Source organism: Mesorhizobium sp. M3A.F.Ca.ET.080.04.2.1 (assembly GCF_003952525.1).
In the GTDB taxonomy this organism is placed as follows: Bacteria; Pseudomonadota; Alphaproteobacteria; order Rhizobiales; family Rhizobiaceae; genus Mesorhizobium.
Genome location: NZ_CP034451.1, coordinates 488070 through 505363, shown reverse-complemented (window position 1 = coordinate 505363; position 17294 = coordinate 488070). Strand labels below are relative to the sequence as shown.

The following is a 17294-nucleotide window of genomic DNA, read 5'->3' as shown; positions in this document are numbered from 1 at the left end:
CTGAGGCAACAGCATTCTACTGACTACTGACTACTCACCATTCACCATTCACCCTTCACTACTCACCCACCTCATACCCCGCCATCCGCTCCAGCGCCCTCACCAGCGCCGAATGATCCTCCTTTGCCCCGCCATTGGCGGCGCAGGAGTTGAAGAGCTGCTGCGTCGTCGAGGTGTTGGGCAGCGCAACGCCAAGCGCCTTTGCGCCTTCCAGCGCCAGGTTGAGGTCCTTCTGGTGCAATTCGATGCGGAAGCCGGGCGCGAAGCTGCGCTTGATCATGCGCTCGCCATGCACTTCCAGTATGCGGGAGGCGGCGAGCCCGCCCATCAGCGCCTGCCTGACCTTGGCCGGATCGGCGCCCGCCTTGGCGGCGAAGACAAGGGCTTCGCCGACGGCCTCGATGGTCAGCGCCACGACGATCTGGTTGGCGACCTTGGTAGTCTGGCCGACGCCGTTCGGCCCGACCAGCGTGATGTTCTTCCCCATCTTTTCGAAGATGGGTCTGGCGCGCTCGAAAGCCTGTTCCTCGCCGCCGACCATGATGGTGAGCGAGGCCGCCTTGGCCCCCACCTCGCCGCCTGACACCGGCGCATCGAGATAGTCGCAGCCGAGCTCGTTGATTTTCTTGGCGAATTCCTTGGTGGCGATCGGCGAGATCGAGCTCATGTCGATGACGAGCTTGCCCTTGGTCAGGCCCGAAGCGACGCCTTTCTCGCCGAACAGCACGTCGGCCACCTGCGGCGTATCCGGAACCATGGTGATGATGATGTCCGAGGCCCTGGCCACCGCGTCGTTGCCTGAAACGGTCTTCAGCCCTTTGCCGACGAGGTCGGCCGGCGGCTTGGAGCGGTGGTCGCTTGCGACGACCGCATAGCCGGCATCGAGCAGATGCCCCGCCATCGGCGCACCCATGATGCCCAGCCCGATGAAGCCGATGGTTTCCATGTGTATCTCCGTCCTTTGTTAGGCCGCGTTCTACGGCGCCCCCCTCTGGCCGGCAGGACAGAGGGGGGCGCGAAGGAACGCCGAGTTCAATTGCGAAGCTGCTAAGCCGCGGCGCTTCCCTGCCCTGCGAATCGCCGGAACCATCCCAGCCCCGCCTCCGTCCCGGCCTTCGGCTTGTATTCGGCGCCGACCCAGCCGGAATAGCCGAGGCGGTCGATGTGCTCGTAGAGGAAAGGATAATTGATCTCGCCCGTCCCCGGCTCGTGACGGCCGGGATTGTCCGCAAGCTGGATATGCGCGATGCGGCCGAGGTTTGCCTCGATGGTCCGGGCGAGATCCCCCTCCATGACCTGCATGTGATAGATGTCGTATTGCAGGAACAGGTTTTTCGAGCCGACGCGCTCGATCAGCGCCAGCGCCTGGTCGCTGTAGTTCAGGAAGAAACCCGGAATGTCGCGTGTGTTGATCGGCTCGATCAGCAGCCTGATCCCGGCCTGCTCCAACTTCTCGGCCGCGAAGGCGAGGTTCTCGGCAAAGACATTTTCCAAAACAGTGCGGTCCGCCCCCTGCGGCGCGATACCGGCAAGGCAGTTGATCTGCTCGCAGCCGAGCGCATGCGCATAGGTGATCGCCTTGGCGACGCCTTGGCGGAATTCCGGCACCCGGTCAGGCAGCACCGCGATGCCGCGCTCGCCCTTCCCCCAGTCGCCCGCCGGCAGGTTGAAGAGGACCTGCGTCAAGCCGTTCTTCTTGAGCCGCGCGGCAACGACATCCGGCGCGTGGTCGTAAGGCCCGATATACTCGACACCCTTGAAGCCGGCGCCGGCCGCAGCGTCGAAGCGGTCGAGGAACTCATGCTCGCCAAAGAGCATCGACAGATTGGCTGAAAAACGCGGCATTCTTTTCCTCCTTCTTCCGCTATGCCCTAGTCCAGCATCACAATGGCGGTCGGCGCGTCCTCGTTGCTCTCGGCAAGCTCCTCGAATTCGGTGATCTTGTCGATTTCCGTGCCCATGGAAATGTTGGTGACGCGTTCCAGGATGAACTCGAGAACGACCGGAACCTGGTGCTCCCTCATCAGCCGCTGCGCTTCCTTGAACGCGCCGGCGAACTCTTGCGGCTTGCGCACGCGCACCGCCTTGCAGCCCATCGCCTCGGCGACGGCAACATGGTCGACGCCGTAGCCGGCCTCGGGATCGTTGGCGCGATTGACGTTCTCGAAGGCAAGGCTCACCTCATAGTCCATCGCAAAGCCGCGCTGCGCCTGGCGGATCAGGCCGAGATAGGCGTTGTTCACGACGACGTGGATGTAGGGCAGTCTGTGCTGTGCGCCGACGGCCAGTTCCTCGATCATGAACTGAAAATCATAGTCGCCCGAGAGCGCGACGATGTCCCGATCCGGATCGGCGGCGCGCACGCCGAGTGCCGCCGGCAGCGTCCAGCCGAGCGGGCCGGCCTGACCGCAATTGATCCAGTTGCGCGGCTTGTAGACATGCAGGAACTGCGCGCCGGCGATCTGCGATAGGCCGATCGTGGTGACGTAGGTGGTGTCGCGGGCAAAGGCCTTGTTCATCTCCTCGTAAATGCGTTGCGGCTTCAGCGGCACCTGCTCGAAATGCGTCTTGCGCTTCATCGTCTTTTTGCGCTGCTGGCATTCCTTCGCCCAGCCTGACCAGTCACGGAGCTTGCCCGCCATGCGCCATTCTGTGGCGACATCGAGCAGCATCTTCAACGCCGCGCCGGCGTCCGAGACGATACCGAGATCCGGCGCGAAGACGCGGCCGATCTGGGTGGGCTCGATGTCGACATGGATGAACTTCTTATCCTTGGTGTAGACGTCGACGGATCCGGTGTGGCGGTTCGCCCAGCGGTTGCCGATGCCGAAGACGAAATCGGCTTCAAGCATTGTCGCGTTGCCATAGCGGTGCGATGTCTGCAGGCCGCACATGCCGGCCATCAGGCGGTGGTCGTCGGGAATTGCTCCCCAGCCCATCAGCGTCGGGATGACCGGCACGCCGGTGATCTCGGCAAACTCGATCAACAGGTCTGATGCGTCGGCGTTGATGATGCCGCCGCCGGCGACGATCAGCGGCTTTTGCGCCTCGTTCAGCATCGAGAGCGCCTTCTCGGCCTGCGCGCGCGTCATGGCCGGCTTGAACGGGGCCAGCGGCTCGTAGGCATCGATGTCGAACTCGATCTCGGCTAGTTGCACGTCGACCGGCAGATCGATCAGCACCGGACCAGGACGCGAGGATCGCATCAGGTGAAACGCTTTTTGCAACGCCATCGGCACCAGATACGGCTCCATGACGGTCACCGCCCATTTGGCGACGGGCGAGGCGATCGCGGCGATGTCCACGGCCTGGAAATCCTCCTTGGTGAGGCGCGCGCGCGGGGCCTGCCCGGTGATGCAGAGGATCGGAATGGAATCCGCCGATGCCGAATAGAGCCCGGTGATCATGTCGGTTCCTGCCGGGCCGGATGTGCCGAGGCAGAGCCCGATATTGCCGGCCTTGGCCCGCGTGAAGCCCTCGGCCATGTGCGAGGCGCCTTCAACATGGCGGGCAAGAACATGGCGGATCGTGCCCCTCGCCTTCAACGCCGAATAAAGCGGATTGATCGCCGCCCCCGGCACGCCAAAGGCATTGGTGGTGCCTTCCTTTTCGAGAACGAGAACCGCAGCGTCGACAGCGCGCATCCTGGCCATTTCCAACCTCCACAAATTTGTTGGTTGGCTTGAGGATGCCAGCGCGGTTTTGATTTTTCAATTTTTTCAGAATATTTTTTCATTTATAGAAAACTCTGCTTATTCGCTGATTTCACTTCCCTTTTCGTTTTCCAGATATTCCCGTTGCAAATTGGGTGAAAAAATTTTTCATTACGTGCGTGAGGGGTTGCAGAGGATGCGAGCCATGGAAACGACAGAAAAGCGCCAGCGCGGCCGGCCGCGCGCCTTCAACGGCCCGTCGGAGACAGCCTCGGTGCAGTCGCTGGACCGCGCATTGCGCATCCTGGCGATCGTCGCCGAAGCCAGCGGCCTGTCGCTGAGCGAAGTCGCGGCGCGAAGCGGAATTGCCGCGTCCACCGCCTACCGCATGCTGACGACGCTCGAGAACCACGGCATGGTCGAGTTCGACTCGACGGAGCAGCTCTGGGCGATCGGCGTCGAAACCTACCGTATGGGTGCTGCCTTCCTGCGCAGCCGCAAGCTGGTCGACCGCGCCCGCATCGTCATGCAGGAATTGATGGAGAAGACCGGAGAGACCGCCAACCTCGGCGTCGCCGAGGACGATTGTGTGGTTTTCGTCAGCCAGGTCGAGACACATCAGGCGATCCGCGCCTTCTTCCGGCCCGGCACGCGCAGTTCCTTCCACGCTTCCGGCATCGGCAAGGCGGTGCTGGCGCATCTCGAACCAGAGCGGGTTGCCGCCATCCTGCGCAAGGCCGGTCTGCAGCGCTACACCGACAAGACCCTCTCCGACATCTCTGCGTTGGCCCACGATCTGGCAGCCATCAAGCATCGCGGCTGGTCGGTCGACGACGAGGAGCGCCACCCCGGCATGCGCTGTGTGGCCGCTGCCATCTTCAATGAGTTCGGCGAGCCGATCGGCGGTGTTTCAGTCTCCGGTCCGACGGTGCGGGTGACGCCGGAGCGCCTGGCCGAGATTGGCCCGCTGGTTCGTGACGCCGCGGCCGAGGTGACCAAGATGATCGGCGGGGTCGGGATGGCGCCCGCGGTGAACTGATCAAGAGAAAATCGCGCCGCGACTTCTCGCGGTCATGCGCCAGGCAGCGCGCTCTTTGCCGCTATGTCGAAGAAATCGAGCAGGATTGCCAGTCCGACGCCGCATGCGGTGAAGATAAGGCCGGCGATGAAGATTCGGCTGGCTCGCGCGTAAATACTGCGCTGCAGCGACTGGATGTCGAGCAGCATGGCCAGCGACCGCATCTGCAGCGCAATGCCGCCCAGGATCGGCAGCACGGCGATCAGATGATAGCTCTGCCATGGAATCGGATTGGCGGCCCAATGGGTGATGAAGCCCAACGAGAACGCCAGCAGGATGCCGACCGTGGTGACCGTGCCGTTGCGAAAAACCGGCTCGATCAGGTCTTCCCGCGGATCCTGTTTGTCCAACGTCGCCTCCCTCGCGGCAATTGTCGCAGCCGATCGACACTAAGCCAGCCCGGGTTCGCTGTACATCGGGCCTCCGCAGGGCGAAACGGAGCTTGAATCCGCTATGGGCAGAGCCTGCCCGCCGGCTCTTGCATCGCTACAGCTTTGATGGCTGACTGCGCGCCACGATTGCGGGCACGGGGGTGCAGGGCAAATGGTCGGCTATGTCCTGAAGCGGATTCTGATGGCGCTTGCCGGCTATCTGGTTGCGGTATTGGCCGGCCTGATCGCGATTGTCGCAATCTACGCGGTCTTGAGCGCGCTCCCCAACGCGCCAGCCTATTTCGACCTGATGGGCGTGACACCGATCATGGTGCTGGTCGTACCGCCGCTCGGCATCTTTGTCTATTTCCTGACGATCGTGGTCACCGGCGCCCAGACGCTGGTCTTTGCGCTGATCGCGGAGTTCTTTTCGCTGAGGAATTTCTGGCTGCACATGCTGTTCGGAGCCGCCGCTGCAGCCGCCGGCTTCCTAATGCTGTGGCCCGGCGCTCCGGACGAGCCGGAGCGATGGGCCGACATCGGCATCATCGCCGCAGCGGGTCTGGTCGCCGGCCTGGTCTACTGGCTGATCGCCGGGCGCGACGCCGGCTTCCGCCGTCCGCCCGTCTGAAGCATTCCAGGAAGTGCGAGACGGTCAGGCTCTGCGGCCTCGCCGTCCCGAACTGCGTGAAAACAAACTGCCTCAGGATGACGGCGAGCGCACCGCTTCGGTAGCTTCCAGCGCCTGCATCAACCGCGTGTCGCGGTCGTACACGTCGTCGAAATACTCGACCTTGCCCTTCATGTCCGGCCATGCGGTGAAATACGCCACGTAGACCGGGATCACCCGCGTCACATTCTCGGTCGAATGGCCGTGCTTCAGCTTTTCGGCGACATAATCGACCGAAGTGCCGAGCACCGCGGCCGCCATGCCGCGCGGATCCTGCAGGCGAATGCAGCCATGGCTCAGCGCGCGCATGTCGCGCTGGAAGAACGACTTCTGCGGCGTGTCATGCATGTAGATGGCGTGCTTGTTGGGGAACAGTATCTTCAGTTCGCCCAGCGCATTGGCTTCGCTCGGCTGCTGGCGCACGCTGAATGGAACCTTGGCGCCGTAAGCGCCCCAGTCGACCGCGGCCGAAGGGATTCGCTGGCCGCTCGAATCGGTCACTTCATATCCGGCGCGGTCGAGATAGCCGGGATCGTTGCGCAACCGCGGCAGCATCTCATTGACGATGATCGACTGCGGCACGCCCCAATAGGGGTGGAAATCGACCTGCTTGATCTGATTGTAGAAGAAGGCGGTCTGGTTGGTGACCTTGCCGACGACCACGCGGGTCTTCAGCTTTTCCTCGCCATTGTCGATATAGCTCGCGGTGAAGGCAGGCTGGTTGATGAAGACGCGTGGGCTGCCGAGGTCGGAAGGGAGCCAGCGCAGTTCCTCGAGCGCCACCTTCACTTTCTCGATCCTGTCGGCCTTGGATGTGCCCGCAAGCGAAGCCACCGTGCGGGGGCCTATGACGCCGTCGCCCTTCATGCCGGCCCGTTGCTGCACCGCCTTGATCACCGGCACCAACTCAGGATCGTAGATTTCGCTCTTGCCGAGCCGAGCGAGGATCTCGCCATAGGCGCCGCCCATCTCGTCATCGAGATTGCGGGCGATAAGCGTCAGCAGCTTGGGCAGTTCCGGGCTGGTTTCGCCCGGCTTCAGCAGCAGCTTGGGATCGACGACGATCTCGTTCTCCTCGCTTGCCTGGAGCGACTCCAGTTCGACACGAAGCGCCTGGTATTCCGGATTTTGCGGGTGCCGCGATTCGAGATACGTGCGCACCTCCTGCGTGTGCGCCAGCGTCTTCAGCACGCTTTCAAGATCGAGCGGCTTGGCGGGGAAATCGTAATAGCCGGTCATGCGGTTGGGGTCGACGCGGCCGCTCTGCGCGTCATGAGCATAGCGCAGCACGCGCGCCGACAGCGCCATTTCGAAGCGGACCAGTTCCTTCATCCGCTCCTGGGGAAAAGCGGAAGTGGTGGCCGCCGGAATGTCGACGGAATAGTCCGCTGGCGTCAAACCATAGCTCGCCGCCTCGCCGAGCACCCGTACGGCATCCTGCGCTCGGCTGTTGGGTGCGTTTTCCGTCACCCAGATGAAATCGGGATTGGCCGAGTAGTAGGCGATCAATGCCTTGGCAACATCGGGCTCGGCGAAGAGTTCATAATCGCCCAGGCTGGCCATGGCGTCGCGGAACGCCCCGCCGTCGACCGACGGCACATAGGCGGCGTCTTGCGCGGTGGCAGGCTGCGGCGCCGCGATCAAAGGCTTGAAGTCGACGCGCACAAGCCGGTCGGCCTTGTAGGTATAGTAGCTCGGGCTGCTGATTCTGGCGCCGCCCCCAGCGCTTGGCAGCATCTTGCGGGACTTCGGTGGCGGCGGAAATTCACCTTGGGGGTTGTGCCGTATGCCGCCGCCGAAGAGCATATCGAACAGCCCTTGCGCGCTCGCTGGAGACTGGCCGAGGGTCAACGTCGCGGCGAGCGCGATCGGCAACAAGGTTTTCGTGTTTCCGAGGAATTTCATGCATCACCCGCACCGGTTGCAACCGGTTCCCGTTCCCGCGCCGCTAAGACGGTCTCGCCCACCGCATGGCGGATGTAAGGCGCAACTATACCGATTCATACCGATTCCGTTAAGCTTCCATTAATTTCCGCGGCCGTGTTGCAGAACGGTTGCACATATTCTTGCGGCCGGGTCCACGATCCTCGTTTCCCGTCATGCTTGCGGCGTTGCGCCAGACGTTGACGGAAACTGGCTCGGGCGCCACAGATTTGAAACGCTATGCTGGCCCCGAAAGTTGCAGAACTGGCCAGGAAGGAAAGGCCGATGAAGAAAGGCTATCGCCAGCTTCTCGACGAGGCGAATGCCGAGATCGAGGTCATATCGCCGGAGCAAGCTGCCGGACTGCTGGAAGACGAGGATACAATCTTCGTCGATCTGCGCGACCCTCGCGAGGTCGAGCGCGACGGCAGGATTCCGGGCGCCAAGCACGTGACGCGCGGCATGCTCGAATTCTGGATCGATCCGGAAAGCCCCTACCACAAGCCATTCTTCGCCTCGGGGAAGAGCTTCGTCTTCTTCTGTGCCGGCGGCTGGCGTTCGGCGCTGGCGACCAAGACGGCGCAGGACATGGGTCTGACGCCGGTCAGGCACATTCTGGGCGGATACAGCGCATGGAAGGCGGCCGGCCTGCCGATCGAGCCAGGCCAAAAGAAGAAGGACGGCTGATCAAGGATCAGTGCAGCAGCGCCGATTGCTCCGCCACGAAGCCGACGGCGCGCTCGACCACGCCCCGATCCGCGAGAATGCGGCGGTGGCCAAGCCCCTCGGCCCAGTGCAGGCTGACGTGGTCGCCGGCGCCGGCATAGCGCTTTGCGTGATCGGCGTGAACTTCGCGATCGTCCGGCGCGTGGATCACGAGCGTCGGCACCGGAGCCTCGGCAAGTTGGCGGTCGCCGGTGAATTCGCTGAGCGGCCGCCCCGACAGATGTTTCACCCGATCGGCCATCGCGACGCGGGACCGCGGCCCGACATTGAGCCTGCGGCTGAAGTCGTCGAAGATTGCCGGCAGGGAACTGGGAGCTGCGATCAGGACCAGCTTTTCGGCCGGGAGCGCCGGGGTGTCCTTGACCGACGCCGCGACCGCGTTGGCAGCCACTGCGCCGCCGAAGGAATGACCGACCGCGGCGTCAAACGGGCCGAACCATTCGCCGGCGACCCGCGCGGCGTCCACTGCGTTCACCATGTTCAGATGGCGGCCGAGAGAATGGCCGTGGCCCGGCAGGTCGAGGGAGACGACCTTGTAGCCCGCCTCGCGAAATCCTTCGATCAGCGCACGCATGTATTCGGTGCGCGAGCGCCAGCCATGGATGACGAGCACGGTGCCCCGGGTGCCGCTGCCCGGTTCGGGTCGGAACTCATGCACCGCCACGCAACCGGTCCTCGTCTTCAGCCGGTGATGACGCGCCTCGGCCATGAAGTCGGCGGCGCGCTCGACCGCGCGGCGCTCGCCATCGCTCAGCGCCTTGACGTTGGGCGTGCGGCAGAACAATTCGAAGGCGGCGCGGCCGCTGAGGCGCGGAGCGACATGCTCGGCCGCGCCGAACATGCTCCGGATGACCTTCAATCCAAATGATGCCATAGTGGCGATCCATCCATTCGTTCAAGCATGAACATAATAGTTCAAACATGAACATTAAACAAGAGCTGCCCTGGGACAACCCGCGCTTTCGCAACTGGGTCGCGGTGGCGCGCGCCTGTCATGTGCTGGAGCGCACTCTGGCGGGCAAACTGGCGCCCCTCGACCTCAAACCTGCGCAGCTCGATGTGCTGATGAACCTCTACCGCCATCCCGGCATGTCGCAGCACGATCTGGCGAGAAAACTGCTGGTCGGCCGTTCCAACATCACCATGCTTCTGCCGCAGCTCGAAGCACGTGGCCTGCTGCGGCGCGAGGGCGACGAGAAGGACAAGCGCGTTCTGCGGCTGAACCTCACCGAGGCCGGAGAGGCCCTGCTGATGCAGGCGCTCAAAGTGCACATGGCGCTGATCGAGAAGGCGATGAGCCAGTCGACGCCGGAGCAGTGCGATATGATCGGCGAGCAGATGCGCAGGATCGCCGAGGTGCTGAAAGAAGCCTGACAAGGCCGCACCAAGATTGAGGCGGGACTGAACTCCCGCGCGAGGGATCACCGGTCGCGGCTCAGCCCCTTCTCGGCAAGCTCGGCGAGATAGGCATTCCAGCGCTCGTCTTTCTCGTGGCCAAGCGTGTGCAGATAGTTCCAGGTGAAGATGCCGGTGTCGTGGAAATCGTCGAAGGTGATGCGCACGGCGTAATTGCCGACCGGCTCGATCTTGAGGATAGCGACGTTGCGCTTGCCGGGAACCGTGACGCGCTGGTCCGGCGAATGGCCCTGCACTTCCGCCGAAGGCGAGGCAACGCGCAGCAACTCCGCCGGCAGTTCGAACGGCTGATGGCCGGGAAAGGTCACGGTGAGCAGTTTGCGGTCCTTCGAGACCCTGAGTTCCTTCGGCGCGGTCATGTTTCTTCCTGGTGAATTGCGCCCTTCCCTACGCTGCTTCGCTCGATGCGGAAAGGTCAAGCCAATGCATGTCGCCCAGAATTGTGCAGCGGGTTCTGGGACAACGATGCATCAAAACAAACCCGAAGCGCGTCGCCTGAATCCGTTCCAGCGCGCGCTTTGGGCAGCCGACACGCGATGTCGGTCGCGGAATGTTACCAAAGATCAAGGCCGGCTATCTTGAAAGCCAGTCTGGATCGTATCAAATAGCCGTATATAACGGCGCCGCTCAGGCCACGGGAAACGCTTGCCTATGAACATGATCGACCCCTTCGGTCGCACGATCAGCTATCTGCGTGTGTCGGTCACCGACCGCTGCGATTTCCGCTGCACCTATTGCATGGCCGAGGACATGACCTTCCTGCCGAAGAAGGACCTGTTGTCGCTCGAGGAGCTCGACCGGCTCTGCAGCGTCTTCATCGACAAGGGCGTGCGGAAGCTGAGGCTGACCGGCGGCGAGCCGCTGGTGCGCAAGAACATCATGCACCTGGTTCGCCAGCTGTCGCGGCATCTGAAGAGCGGCGCGCTTGAAGAGCTGACGCTGACCACCAATGGCTCGCAGCTGGCGCGTTTTGCCGCCGAACTCGCCGATTGCGGGGTCAAGCGCATCAACGTCTCGCTCGATACGCTGGACGCGGACAAGTTTCGCCAGATCACCCGCTGGGGCAATCTCGCCAAGGTGATGGAAGGAATCGATGCCGCGCAGAAAGCGGGATTGAAGATCAAGCTCAACGCCGTGGCGCTGCGCGACTTCAACGATGCCGAAATCCCCGAGATGTTGCGCTGGGCACATGGCCGGGGAATGGACCTGACGGTGATCGAAACCATGCCGATGGGCGAGATCGACGCCGACCGCACCGACCAGTACCTGCCGCTATCGCTGTTGCGCAGCGCGTTGGAGCGCCAGTTCAGTCTGACCGACATACCCTACAAGACCGGCGGTCCTGCCCGTTATGTCGAGGTCGCCGAGACCGGTGGCAGGCTGGGCTTCATCACGCCGATGACCCACAATTTCTGCGAAAGTTGCAACCGCGTACGGCTGACCTGCACCGGTACCCTCTATATGTGCCTCGGCCAGGAAGACGCAGCCGACCTCAGAGCGCCCTTGCGCGCCTCCGAAGGCAACGAGCTGGTCGGCGCCGCCATCGACGAAGCGATCGGCCGCAAGCCCAAGGGCCACGATTTCATCATCGATCGCCGCACCAGCCGCCCCTCGGTGTCACGGCACATGAGCGTCACCGGCGGCTGATTTTCTTCCCGGCTTGGTGCAAGATCGCCGTCTGTCAGCGGCCGTGGGGCACCATGAAACGCATTCATCTCATTCAGAGCGCGTCGGCGGTCGTTCTGTCGTGCGTGATGGCCAGCGCCGCGACCACGGCCATTGCGAAGCCGTTCACCTACGTCAACGCTCGCTTCGGCACGTCCTGCACCTTCCCCGACGAGATTTTCAGCGATCCCCTGCCCGAGCCGGAAAATGGCGATGGCCAGCAATGGCTCAGCGCCGATGGCGCCAGTCTGACCTGCTCCGGCATCTACAATGTCGACAACGACACGCCCGGGAGTTTCGTCGCGGGCGAGAAGGCCGGCAGCGGACCGAGCCACAAGATCACCTACAGCAAGACCGGCAGGGACTGGGCGGTACTCTCGGGCATCAACGGCGACAAGGTTTTCTACGAGCGGCGCCTGTTCGGAAAGGACGGCGTGATCCGCACCGTCTGGATCGAATATCCATCATCCCTCAAGGCGAAATACGATCCGCTGGCCGGCGCAATCGCGGCCAGCCTGCGCGGCCCTTGAGAGAAAGCTGAGCGTTGAAAACAACGCCGGCTCCGGCGCGCTTTACCACCAGCCCGTTCCAGCCTAGCCTTCGATCGCGATTTTCTTTCGCTTCAAGGGGGTTCTCATGCGCAAATTCATGCTTTCGCTTGCAATGTTCGGCGTTGCATCAATGCCGGCGGCCGCCCAGTCCATTGGCGGCGCCTACACCGTTGCCGGCACCAATTTCGATGGCTCGAACTATGGCGGCGAGGCGACCATCACGCTGACCAGCGACACCACCTGCACCATCCATTGGGAAACCGGCGGCTCGACTTCCGATGGCATCTGCATGCGCAACGACGATGCCTTTTCCGCCGGCTACGTGATGGGCAAGGAAATCGGCCTCGTCGTCTACAAGGTGGAGAAGGACGGTTCGCTGCATGGCCTGTGGACCATCGCCGGCCAGAATGGCAACGGCACCGAAGTGTTGACGCCAAAGTAGGTCTCAGGCGTGGCGGCAGCTTAGATAAAGGTCGCGGCGCAGCCGGTGGCCCATTTCTTTAACGTTGCTGGTTGCCGGTTGCCTGCTACAGGCTTGACCTGACAAACACCGGAAACGCCATTGCCTCTTTCACCCAATCTTCGCGGCGCCCTGTTCATGGTCGTAGCCATGATCGGCTTCACCACCAACGACGCGATCACGAAATTCTCCTCCGAATCGATGAACATGGCGCAGGTCATGTTCGTACGCGGCGCCTTCGCAACGCTCTTCGTCGGCCTGCTGGCCTGGCAGCGCGGTGCGCTCGCCAATCCCGGCGCGATGCTGCAGCCGATGGTGGCGCTGCGTGTCGCCGGCGAGGCCGGCGCCACGGTGACGTTCCTCGTCGCCCTCGCCCACCTTCCGATCGCCAATGTCTCAGCCGTTCTGCAGGCATTGCCGCTTGCCGTAACGATGGGCGCGGCGCTATTCTTCGGCGAGGGCGTAGGATGGCGCCGCTGGTTGGCAATCGCCGTCGGCTTTGCCGGCGTGCTGATCATCGTGCGGCCGGGTTTCGAAGGTTTCAGCGTCTATTCCCTGCTGGCGCTGGCCAGCGTTGCCTGCTGCGCCGTGCGCGATCTCTCCACCAAGCGCATACCGCCGGCGATCCCGACCATGCTGGTGTCGACGGCCACCGCGCTGGCCATGACCGTGCTCGGCGCTGCCCTGCTTTCGCCAATGGGCGGTTGGACGCCGATGAGTGGCCGGGCGACCGCGTTGCTGGCGCTTGCCGCCGTGCTGGTGCTCATCGGCTACCAGTTCATCATCATGGCCATGCGCTCGGGCGACATCTCCTTCATCGCGCCCTTCCGCTACACGGCGCTGTTGTGGTCGATCCTGCTCGGCCTCGTTATCTTCGGCGACCTGCCGGACCTGCCGATGACCATCGGCGCTACCATCATCGTCGGCTCCGGCCTCTACGCACTTTACCGCGAACGCATCGTTGGCCGTCGGCAGACTGCCGCCGAAAGCGCTGGACCGGACATGGCGCCGGACGGCATATAGGCCGGATGGATCGGAGCATTGCAGGGATCATTCTGGCGGGCGGCCAGTCGCGCCGCATGGGCGGCGGCGACAAGCCCCTGCTTTCGCTCGGCAGCAACAGGCTGATCGATCACATAGCCGCGCGATTGATGCCGCAGGTTGAAACTCTGGCACTCAATGCCAATGGCGACCCGGCACGGTTTGCCGGCATCGATCTGCCGGTGCTGGCCGATACGGTGCCGGGCTATGGCGGGCCTCTGGCCGGCATTCTCACCGGCCTCGAATGGGCGGCAACGAACACGGCATGCCGGTCGCTGGCGAGCGCAGCCGGCGACACCCCATTCTTCCCCCTCGATTTCGTCGAACGGCTGGCCGTCGCCGCCCGCGCCCAGCCGGGCGCGATCGCCGTCGCCAGTTCCGGCGGCAGATGGCACCCGACCTTTGCGCTGTGGCCGGTCGGCCTGCGCGAGAGCTTGCGTGATTTTCTGGCCGACGAGGGCAACCGCCGGGTTTCGACCTTCATGGAGCGGCACGGTTTCGTCGCGGTGGATTTCCCGATGCTGAAAGCCGGCGGCCAGCGGATCGACCCGTTCTTCAACGTCAACACGCCGGACGATCTTGCGGCGGCGGAGCGACTGTTGCAAAGCCTTCAACGATGAGACGCGTATTCGGCATCACCGGCTGGAAGAACTCCGGCAAGACGACACTGACCGAAAAGCTGGTCGCCGAACTGGTGCGCCGCGGCTGGACAGTCTCGACCGTGAAGCACGCCCACCATGACTTCGACATCGACAAGCCGGGTGCCGACAGCTTTCGTCATCGCCAGGCCGGCGCCACGGAGGTGGCGGTCGTGTCCGGTCGACGCTGGGCGCTTATGCACGAACTGCGCGACGAGGACGAGCCGTCGCTGGATGCCATCCTGGCGCGGCTGGCTCCGAGCGACATCGTGCTGGTCGAAGGCTACAAGCGCGAAGCCCACCAGAAGATCGAGGCGAGACGGCTCGAGGCCAAGGACCGGACGCCGCTTTCGGCCAATGACCCGCACATCGTCGCAGTGGCGGCCGACTTCACCGTCGAAGGCGAAAACCTGCCCGTCTTCGACCTCGACGACACCAAAGCGATAGCCGAGTTCATCGAACGCCACACCGGCCTTGTCGCCTAAATCAGGTAACGCAACGGCAGTTGGCGATTGTCGTTTCCCGTTGTTTTGCAGTTGCTTTTCTCGGAAAGAGTGGGAGTATCCGGCCAGCGGGCGGTCGACAGCTCCGCCCACAAAGAGCCGCACGGAACAGCGGCCATGATATGAGAGGATCATCATGCGTATTGCACTGCGTATTGCGCTTGCCGCTTCGGCCGCGCTGCTGACACTTGGCGTCGCCCAGGCTCAGGAAAAGACCCTGCGGATCGGCACCGAAGGCGCGTACCCTCCCTTCAACAACCTGACGTCGGACGGCCAGCTGGTCGGCTTCGACATCGACATCGCCAAAGCGCTTTGCGACGAGATGAAGGTGAAGTGCACCTTCGTCGCGCAGGACTGGGACGGCATCATCCCGGCGCTGCAGGCCGGCAAGTTCGACGCCATCGTCGCCTCGATGTCGATCACGCCTGAGCGTCAGGAGAAGGTCGACTTCACCCACAAATACTACAACACCCCGTCGGCGATCGCAGTGCCGAAGGATTCACCGCTCAAGGGCGTGACCAAGGAAGATCTCGCCGGCAAGTCGATCGGCGTCGCCACCACGACGACGCATTTCAACTATGCCTCCAAGACCTACACCGACAGCACGATCAAGGGCTATCCGAGCAGCCCCGAGGAGCAGGCCGACCTCGCCAACGGCCGCCTCGACGCCATCGAGGACGATATCGTGGTGCTGCAGCAGTGGCTGGATTCGCCTGACGGCGCCTGCTGCAAGATCCTCGGCCAGCCGTCGCCGCAGCCGGTCGAGATCTTCGGGCCTGGCGCCGGCATCGCCGTGCGCAAGGGCGAGACCGATCTGGTCAACAAGTTGAATGCCGCGATCGACGCCATCCGCAAGAATGGAAAGTACAAGGAAATCAACGACAAGTACTTCAAGTTCGACGTCTACGGCGCCGAATCCTGATAGCTCAGGCCAGGGCGGTGAGGAAATCCTCGCCGCCCTTCCTTCATTCCGGGATCGCCACGGAGACCCGACCCGTCAATGCCAGCCCAGAGCATATGGACACTTCTCAGTTGGGGACCGGACGGCTGGCTTGACGACATCGCCTCTGGCGTGCTGGTCACGATCGCACTGGCGCTCGCCACATTGCCGATCGGCCTGGTGATCGGCTTTTTCGTCGCCTTCGCCAAGCAGCACGAGGAGCCGTCGCTGCGCCTGGCGGCCAATATCTACACCACCGTGTTTCGAGGCCTGCCGGAACTGGTGACGCTGTTTCTGTTCTTCTTCGGCATGCCGATCCTGCTGCAGCACCTTATACGCCTGTTCTGGCCCGACACGACGGTCGACGTGAACAGCTTCCTTGCCGGCCTGATCGTGCTCTCGCTGATCTTCTCGTCCTACACCAGCGAGGTCTTCCTTTCCGCCTTTCGCGCCATCCCCAAGGGCCAGTATGAGGGCGGCTACGCCATCGGCCTTTCGAAATGGCAGACCATGTTCAAGGTGATACTGCCGCAATTGCTGCGCATCGCCTTTCCCGGCCTTGAGAATTGCTGGCTGATCCTGCTCAAGGACACCTCGCTGGTCTCGGTCGTCAATCTCGCGGAAACCCTGCGCAATGCCGGGGTCGCGGCCCGCGTCACCAAGCATTCCTTCCTCTTCTACAGCGTCGCGGCGCTGATCTTCCTTGTGCTGGCCATTCTGTCGTCGATCGCCACCGGCTTCATTCTGCGTTCGCTGTCACGGAGGACGGCGCGATGAGCGTCAGCCAGGCCATCGTCGTCGAGCGGCCGCCGCCCCAGGCGCGCGGCTGGCCGCGCGCTCGCATCGTCGGTTACGCGCTCGTGGCCATGTGGGCCCTCTTCGGCCTCGGCATCGTTGCCTATCTGGTCACTGCCTGGAACCCCGAGTTCTTCGCCAGATACGCGCCGGCCTATCTGCAGGGACTGGGAACGACGCTTGCCCTGGTGATCATTTCGATGATCGCCGGCGCGATCTTGTCGCTTCCCGTCACCTACGCCCGCATGTCGAAGAGCCAGCTGCTCTCCGGGCTGGCCTACTGCTATGTCTATTTCTTCCGCGGCACCCCGCTGCTGGTGCAGGTCTATCTGGTCTATTACGGCGTCGGCTCGTTCCGGCCGCAGCTCGAAACCGTCGGCCTCTGGTGGTTCTTCCGCGAGGCGTTCTATTGCGGCGTGTTCGCCTTCGCGCTCAACACCGCCGCCTACCAGGCCGAGATCCTTCGCGGCGCCATCGAGAGCGTGCCGAGGGGCCAATGGGAGGGCGCAGCCTCGCTTGGTCTGCACCGGCTGCAGACGCTGCGCAAGATCATCCTGCCGCAGGCGATCGTCGTGGCCTTGAGACCCTACGGCAACGAGCTCGTCCTGATGATCAAGGCGTCGGCGATCGTCGCCATCATCACCGTCTACGACCTGATGGGCAACGCCAAGCTCGCCTATGCCAGGTCCTTCGACATCCAGGCCTATATCTGGGTGGCGATCGTCTACCTGGTGATGGTCGAGATCCTGCGCCACGGCGTCGAATGGATCGAGAGGCGCATCACCATCCATCTGCACCGATAGAAGCTTCCGGTCCGCGCCAGGCGATGCGGCTTTCCGCGCCTTGACGAATCCGCTGCAGGGC

Annotated in this window: 20 protein-coding genes; 13 read left to right on the top strand and 7 right to left on the bottom strand. The window is 63.2% G+C overall.

Features of this window, described 5'->3' with window-relative positions; all coding sequences use genetic code 11:
• Positions 1 to 58: 58 nt before the first annotated feature.
• From EJ074_RS02295 to gcl, 3 genes are all read right to left on the bottom strand, one after another.
• Entirely contained in the window at positions 59 to 946 is an 888-nt protein-coding gene (locus EJ074_RS02295) for a 2-hydroxy-3-oxopropionate reductase (RefSeq protein WP_095805847.1), read from the bottom strand.
• A 101-nt stretch (positions 947 to 1047) separates the two neighbouring features.
• Positions 1048 to 1845 (bottom strand): 2-oxo-tetronate isomerase, encoded by a 798-nt coding sequence (gene otnI / locus EJ074_RS02290; RefSeq protein WP_095805848.1) that lies wholly within the window; start codon positions 1843 to 1845, stop codon positions 1048 to 1050.
• A gap of 26 nt (positions 1846 to 1871) precedes the next feature.
• Positions 1872 to 3653 (bottom strand): glyoxylate carboligase, encoded by a 1782-nt coding sequence (gcl, locus tag EJ074_RS02285; RefSeq protein WP_095805849.1) that lies wholly within the window; start codon positions 3651 to 3653, stop codon positions 1872 to 1874.
• Between the two features lie 205 nt (positions 3654 to 3858).
• On the opposite strand from gcl, the gene bhcR reads away from it, so the two are divergent.
• Positions 3859 to 4692: an HTH-type transcriptional regulator BhcR gene (gene bhcR, locus EJ074_RS02280; RefSeq protein ID WP_095806136.1), complete on the top strand. Its 834-nt coding sequence runs from the start codon at positions 3859 to 3861 to the stop codon at positions 4690 to 4692.
• Positions 4693 to 4724: 32 nt separating this feature from the next.
• On the opposite strand, the gene EJ074_RS02275 is transcribed toward bhcR, so the two are convergent.
• Entirely contained in the window at positions 4725 to 5081 is a 357-nt protein-coding gene (locus EJ074_RS02275) for a hypothetical protein (RefSeq protein ID WP_095805850.1), read from the bottom strand.
• 193 nt (positions 5082 to 5274) lie between these two features.
• Between EJ074_RS02275 and EJ074_RS02270 the strand changes: the two genes are divergently transcribed.
• The gene (locus EJ074_RS02270) at positions 5275 to 5733 is read left to right on the top strand and encodes a hypothetical protein (RefSeq protein ID WP_095805851.1); all 459 of its coding nucleotides are present in this window, start codon (positions 5275 to 5277) and stop codon (positions 5731 to 5733) included.
• A gap of 72 nt (positions 5734 to 5805) precedes the next feature.
• Here the strand turns inward: EJ074_RS02270 and EJ074_RS02265 are convergent, their stop codons facing one another.
• Complete coding sequence (locus EJ074_RS02265) at positions 5806 to 7677, bottom strand: murein L,D-transpeptidase (RefSeq protein ID WP_095805852.1); 1872 nt, start codon at positions 7675 to 7677, stop codon at positions 5806 to 5808.
• 303 nt (positions 7678 to 7980) lie between these two features.
• Here EJ074_RS02265 and EJ074_RS02260 point away from each other — a divergent pair, with 303 nt between their 5' ends.
• The gene (locus EJ074_RS02260; RefSeq protein ID WP_095806137.1) at positions 7981 to 8382 is read left to right on the top strand and encodes a rhodanese-like domain-containing protein; all 402 of its coding nucleotides are present in this window, start codon (positions 7981 to 7983) and stop codon (positions 8380 to 8382) included.
• Positions 8383 to 8389: 7 nt separating this feature from the next.
• Here EJ074_RS02260 and EJ074_RS02255 read toward each other — a convergent pair whose 3' ends face one another.
• Positions 8390 to 9295 (bottom strand): alpha/beta fold hydrolase, encoded by a 906-nt coding sequence (locus tag EJ074_RS02255; protein WP_095805853.1) that lies wholly within the window; start codon positions 9293 to 9295, stop codon positions 8390 to 8392.
• A 47-nt stretch (positions 9296 to 9342) separates the two neighbouring features.
• Between EJ074_RS02255 and EJ074_RS02250 the strand changes: the two genes are divergently transcribed.
• Entirely contained in the window at positions 9343 to 9795 is a 453-nt protein-coding gene (locus EJ074_RS02250) for a MarR family transcriptional regulator (protein WP_095805854.1), read from the top strand.
• Positions 9796 to 9842: 47 nt separating this feature from the next.
• On the opposite strand, the gene EJ074_RS02245 is transcribed toward EJ074_RS02250, so the two are convergent.
• Complete coding sequence (locus EJ074_RS02245) at positions 9843 to 10196, bottom strand: DUF971 domain-containing protein (RefSeq protein WP_095805855.1); 354 nt, start codon at positions 10194 to 10196, stop codon at positions 9843 to 9845.
• Positions 10197 to 10488: 292 nt separating this feature from the next.
• On the opposite strand from EJ074_RS02245, the gene moaA reads away from it, so the two are divergent.
• The 9 genes from moaA (at position 10489) to EJ074_RS02200 (ending at position 17233) form a co-directional block, all read left to right on the top strand.
• Complete coding sequence (moaA, locus tag EJ074_RS02240; RefSeq protein WP_095805856.1) at positions 10489 to 11484, top strand: GTP 3',8-cyclase MoaA; 996 nt, start codon at positions 10489 to 10491, stop codon at positions 11482 to 11484.
• A gap of 53 nt (positions 11485 to 11537) precedes the next feature.
• Positions 11538 to 12032 carry a hypothetical protein gene (locus tag EJ074_RS02235; protein WP_245420335.1) on the top strand — a complete coding sequence of 165 codons (495 nt, stop codon included), beginning with the start codon at positions 11538 to 11540 and terminating at the stop codon, positions 12030 to 12032.
• A gap of 106 nt (positions 12033 to 12138) precedes the next feature.
• Complete coding sequence (locus EJ074_RS02230) at positions 12139 to 12495, top strand: hypothetical protein (protein WP_095805857.1); 357 nt, start codon at positions 12139 to 12141, stop codon at positions 12493 to 12495.
• A 120-nt stretch (positions 12496 to 12615) separates the two neighbouring features.
• Positions 12616 to 13536, top strand: a complete 921-nt coding sequence (locus EJ074_RS02225) for a DMT family transporter (protein ID WP_095805858.1) — start codon at positions 12616 to 12618, stop codon at positions 13534 to 13536.
• Between the two features lie 5 nt (positions 13537 to 13541).
• Positions 13542 to 14174, top strand: a complete 633-nt coding sequence (mobA, locus tag EJ074_RS02220; protein ID WP_095805859.1) for a molybdenum cofactor guanylyltransferase MobA — start codon at positions 13542 to 13544, stop codon at positions 14172 to 14174.
• The gene (mobB, locus tag EJ074_RS02215) at positions 14171 to 14677 is read left to right on the top strand and encodes a molybdopterin-guanine dinucleotide biosynthesis protein B (RefSeq protein ID WP_095805860.1); all 507 of its coding nucleotides are present in this window, start codon (positions 14171 to 14173) and stop codon (positions 14675 to 14677) included. Before mobA ends, mobB begins: the two co-directional genes overlap by 4 nt.
• Before the next feature lie 154 nt (positions 14678 to 14831).
• Positions 14832 to 15617 carry an ABC transporter substrate-binding protein gene (locus EJ074_RS02210; RefSeq protein ID WP_095805861.1) on the top strand — a complete coding sequence of 262 codons (786 nt, stop codon included), beginning with the start codon at positions 14832 to 14834 and terminating at the stop codon, positions 15615 to 15617.
• Positions 15618 to 15695: 78 nt separating this feature from the next.
• Positions 15696 to 16412: an ABC transporter permease gene (locus EJ074_RS02205; RefSeq protein ID WP_095805862.1), complete on the top strand. Its 717-nt coding sequence runs from the start codon at positions 15696 to 15698 to the stop codon at positions 16410 to 16412.
• Positions 16409 to 17233, top strand: a complete 825-nt coding sequence (locus EJ074_RS02200; protein WP_095805863.1) for an ABC transporter permease — start codon at positions 16409 to 16411, stop codon at positions 17231 to 17233. Before EJ074_RS02205 ends, EJ074_RS02200 begins: the two co-directional genes overlap by 4 nt.
• Positions 17234 to 17294 lie beyond the last annotated feature (61 nt).

Coding starts and splice junctions, on each gene's coding strand:
- otnI (WP_095805848.1), bottom strand. CDS start 1,845: ATGCCGCGTTTTTCAGCCAATCTGTCGATGCTCTTTGGCGAGCATGAG.
- bhcR (WP_095806136.1), top strand. CDS start 3,859: ATGGAAACGACAGAAAAGCGCCAGCGCGGCCGGCCGCGCGCCTTCAAC.
- EJ074_RS02200 (WP_095805863.1), top strand. CDS start 16,409: ATGAGCGTCAGCCAGGCCATCGTCGTCGAGCGGCCGCCGCCCCAGGCG.
- EJ074_RS02295 (WP_095805847.1), bottom strand. CDS start 946: ATGGAAACCATCGGCTTCATCGGGCTGGGCATCATGGGTGCGCCGATG.
- EJ074_RS02235 (WP_245420335.1), top strand. CDS start 11,538: ATGAAACGCATTCATCTCATTCAGAGCGCGTCGGCGGTCGTTCTGTCG.
- EJ074_RS02245 (WP_095805855.1), bottom strand. CDS start 10,196: ATGACCGCGCCGAAGGAACTCAGGGTCTCGAAGGACCGCAAACTGCTC.
- EJ074_RS02265 (WP_095805852.1), bottom strand. CDS start 7,677: ATGAAATTCCTCGGAAACACGAAAACCTTGTTGCCGATCGCGCTCGCC.
- moaA (WP_095805856.1), top strand. CDS start 10,489: ATGAACATGATCGACCCCTTCGGTCGCACGATCAGCTATCTGCGTGTG.
- EJ074_RS02210 (WP_095805861.1), top strand. CDS start 14,832: ATGCGTATTGCACTGCGTATTGCGCTTGCCGCTTCGGCCGCGCTGCTG.
- EJ074_RS02260 (WP_095806137.1), top strand. CDS start 7,981: ATGAAGAAAGGCTATCGCCAGCTTCTCGACGAGGCGAATGCCGAGATC.
- mobA (WP_095805859.1), top strand. CDS start 13,542: ATGGATCGGAGCATTGCAGGGATCATTCTGGCGGGCGGCCAGTCGCGC.
- EJ074_RS02255 (WP_095805853.1), bottom strand. CDS start 9,295: ATGGCATCATTTGGATTGAAGGTCATCCGGAGCATGTTCGGCGCGGCC.
- EJ074_RS02205 (WP_095805862.1), top strand. CDS start 15,696: ATGCCAGCCCAGAGCATATGGACACTTCTCAGTTGGGGACCGGACGGC.
- EJ074_RS02270 (WP_095805851.1), top strand. CDS start 5,275: ATGGTCGGCTATGTCCTGAAGCGGATTCTGATGGCGCTTGCCGGCTAT.
- gcl (WP_095805849.1), bottom strand. CDS start 3,653: ATGGCCAGGATGCGCGCTGTCGACGCTGCGGTTCTCGTTCTCGAAAAG.
- EJ074_RS02250 (WP_095805854.1), top strand. CDS start 9,343: ATGAACATTAAACAAGAGCTGCCCTGGGACAACCCGCGCTTTCGCAAC.
- EJ074_RS02230 (WP_095805857.1), top strand. CDS start 12,139: ATGCGCAAATTCATGCTTTCGCTTGCAATGTTCGGCGTTGCATCAATG.
- mobB (WP_095805860.1), top strand. CDS start 14,171: ATGAGACGCGTATTCGGCATCACCGGCTGGAAGAACTCCGGCAAGACG.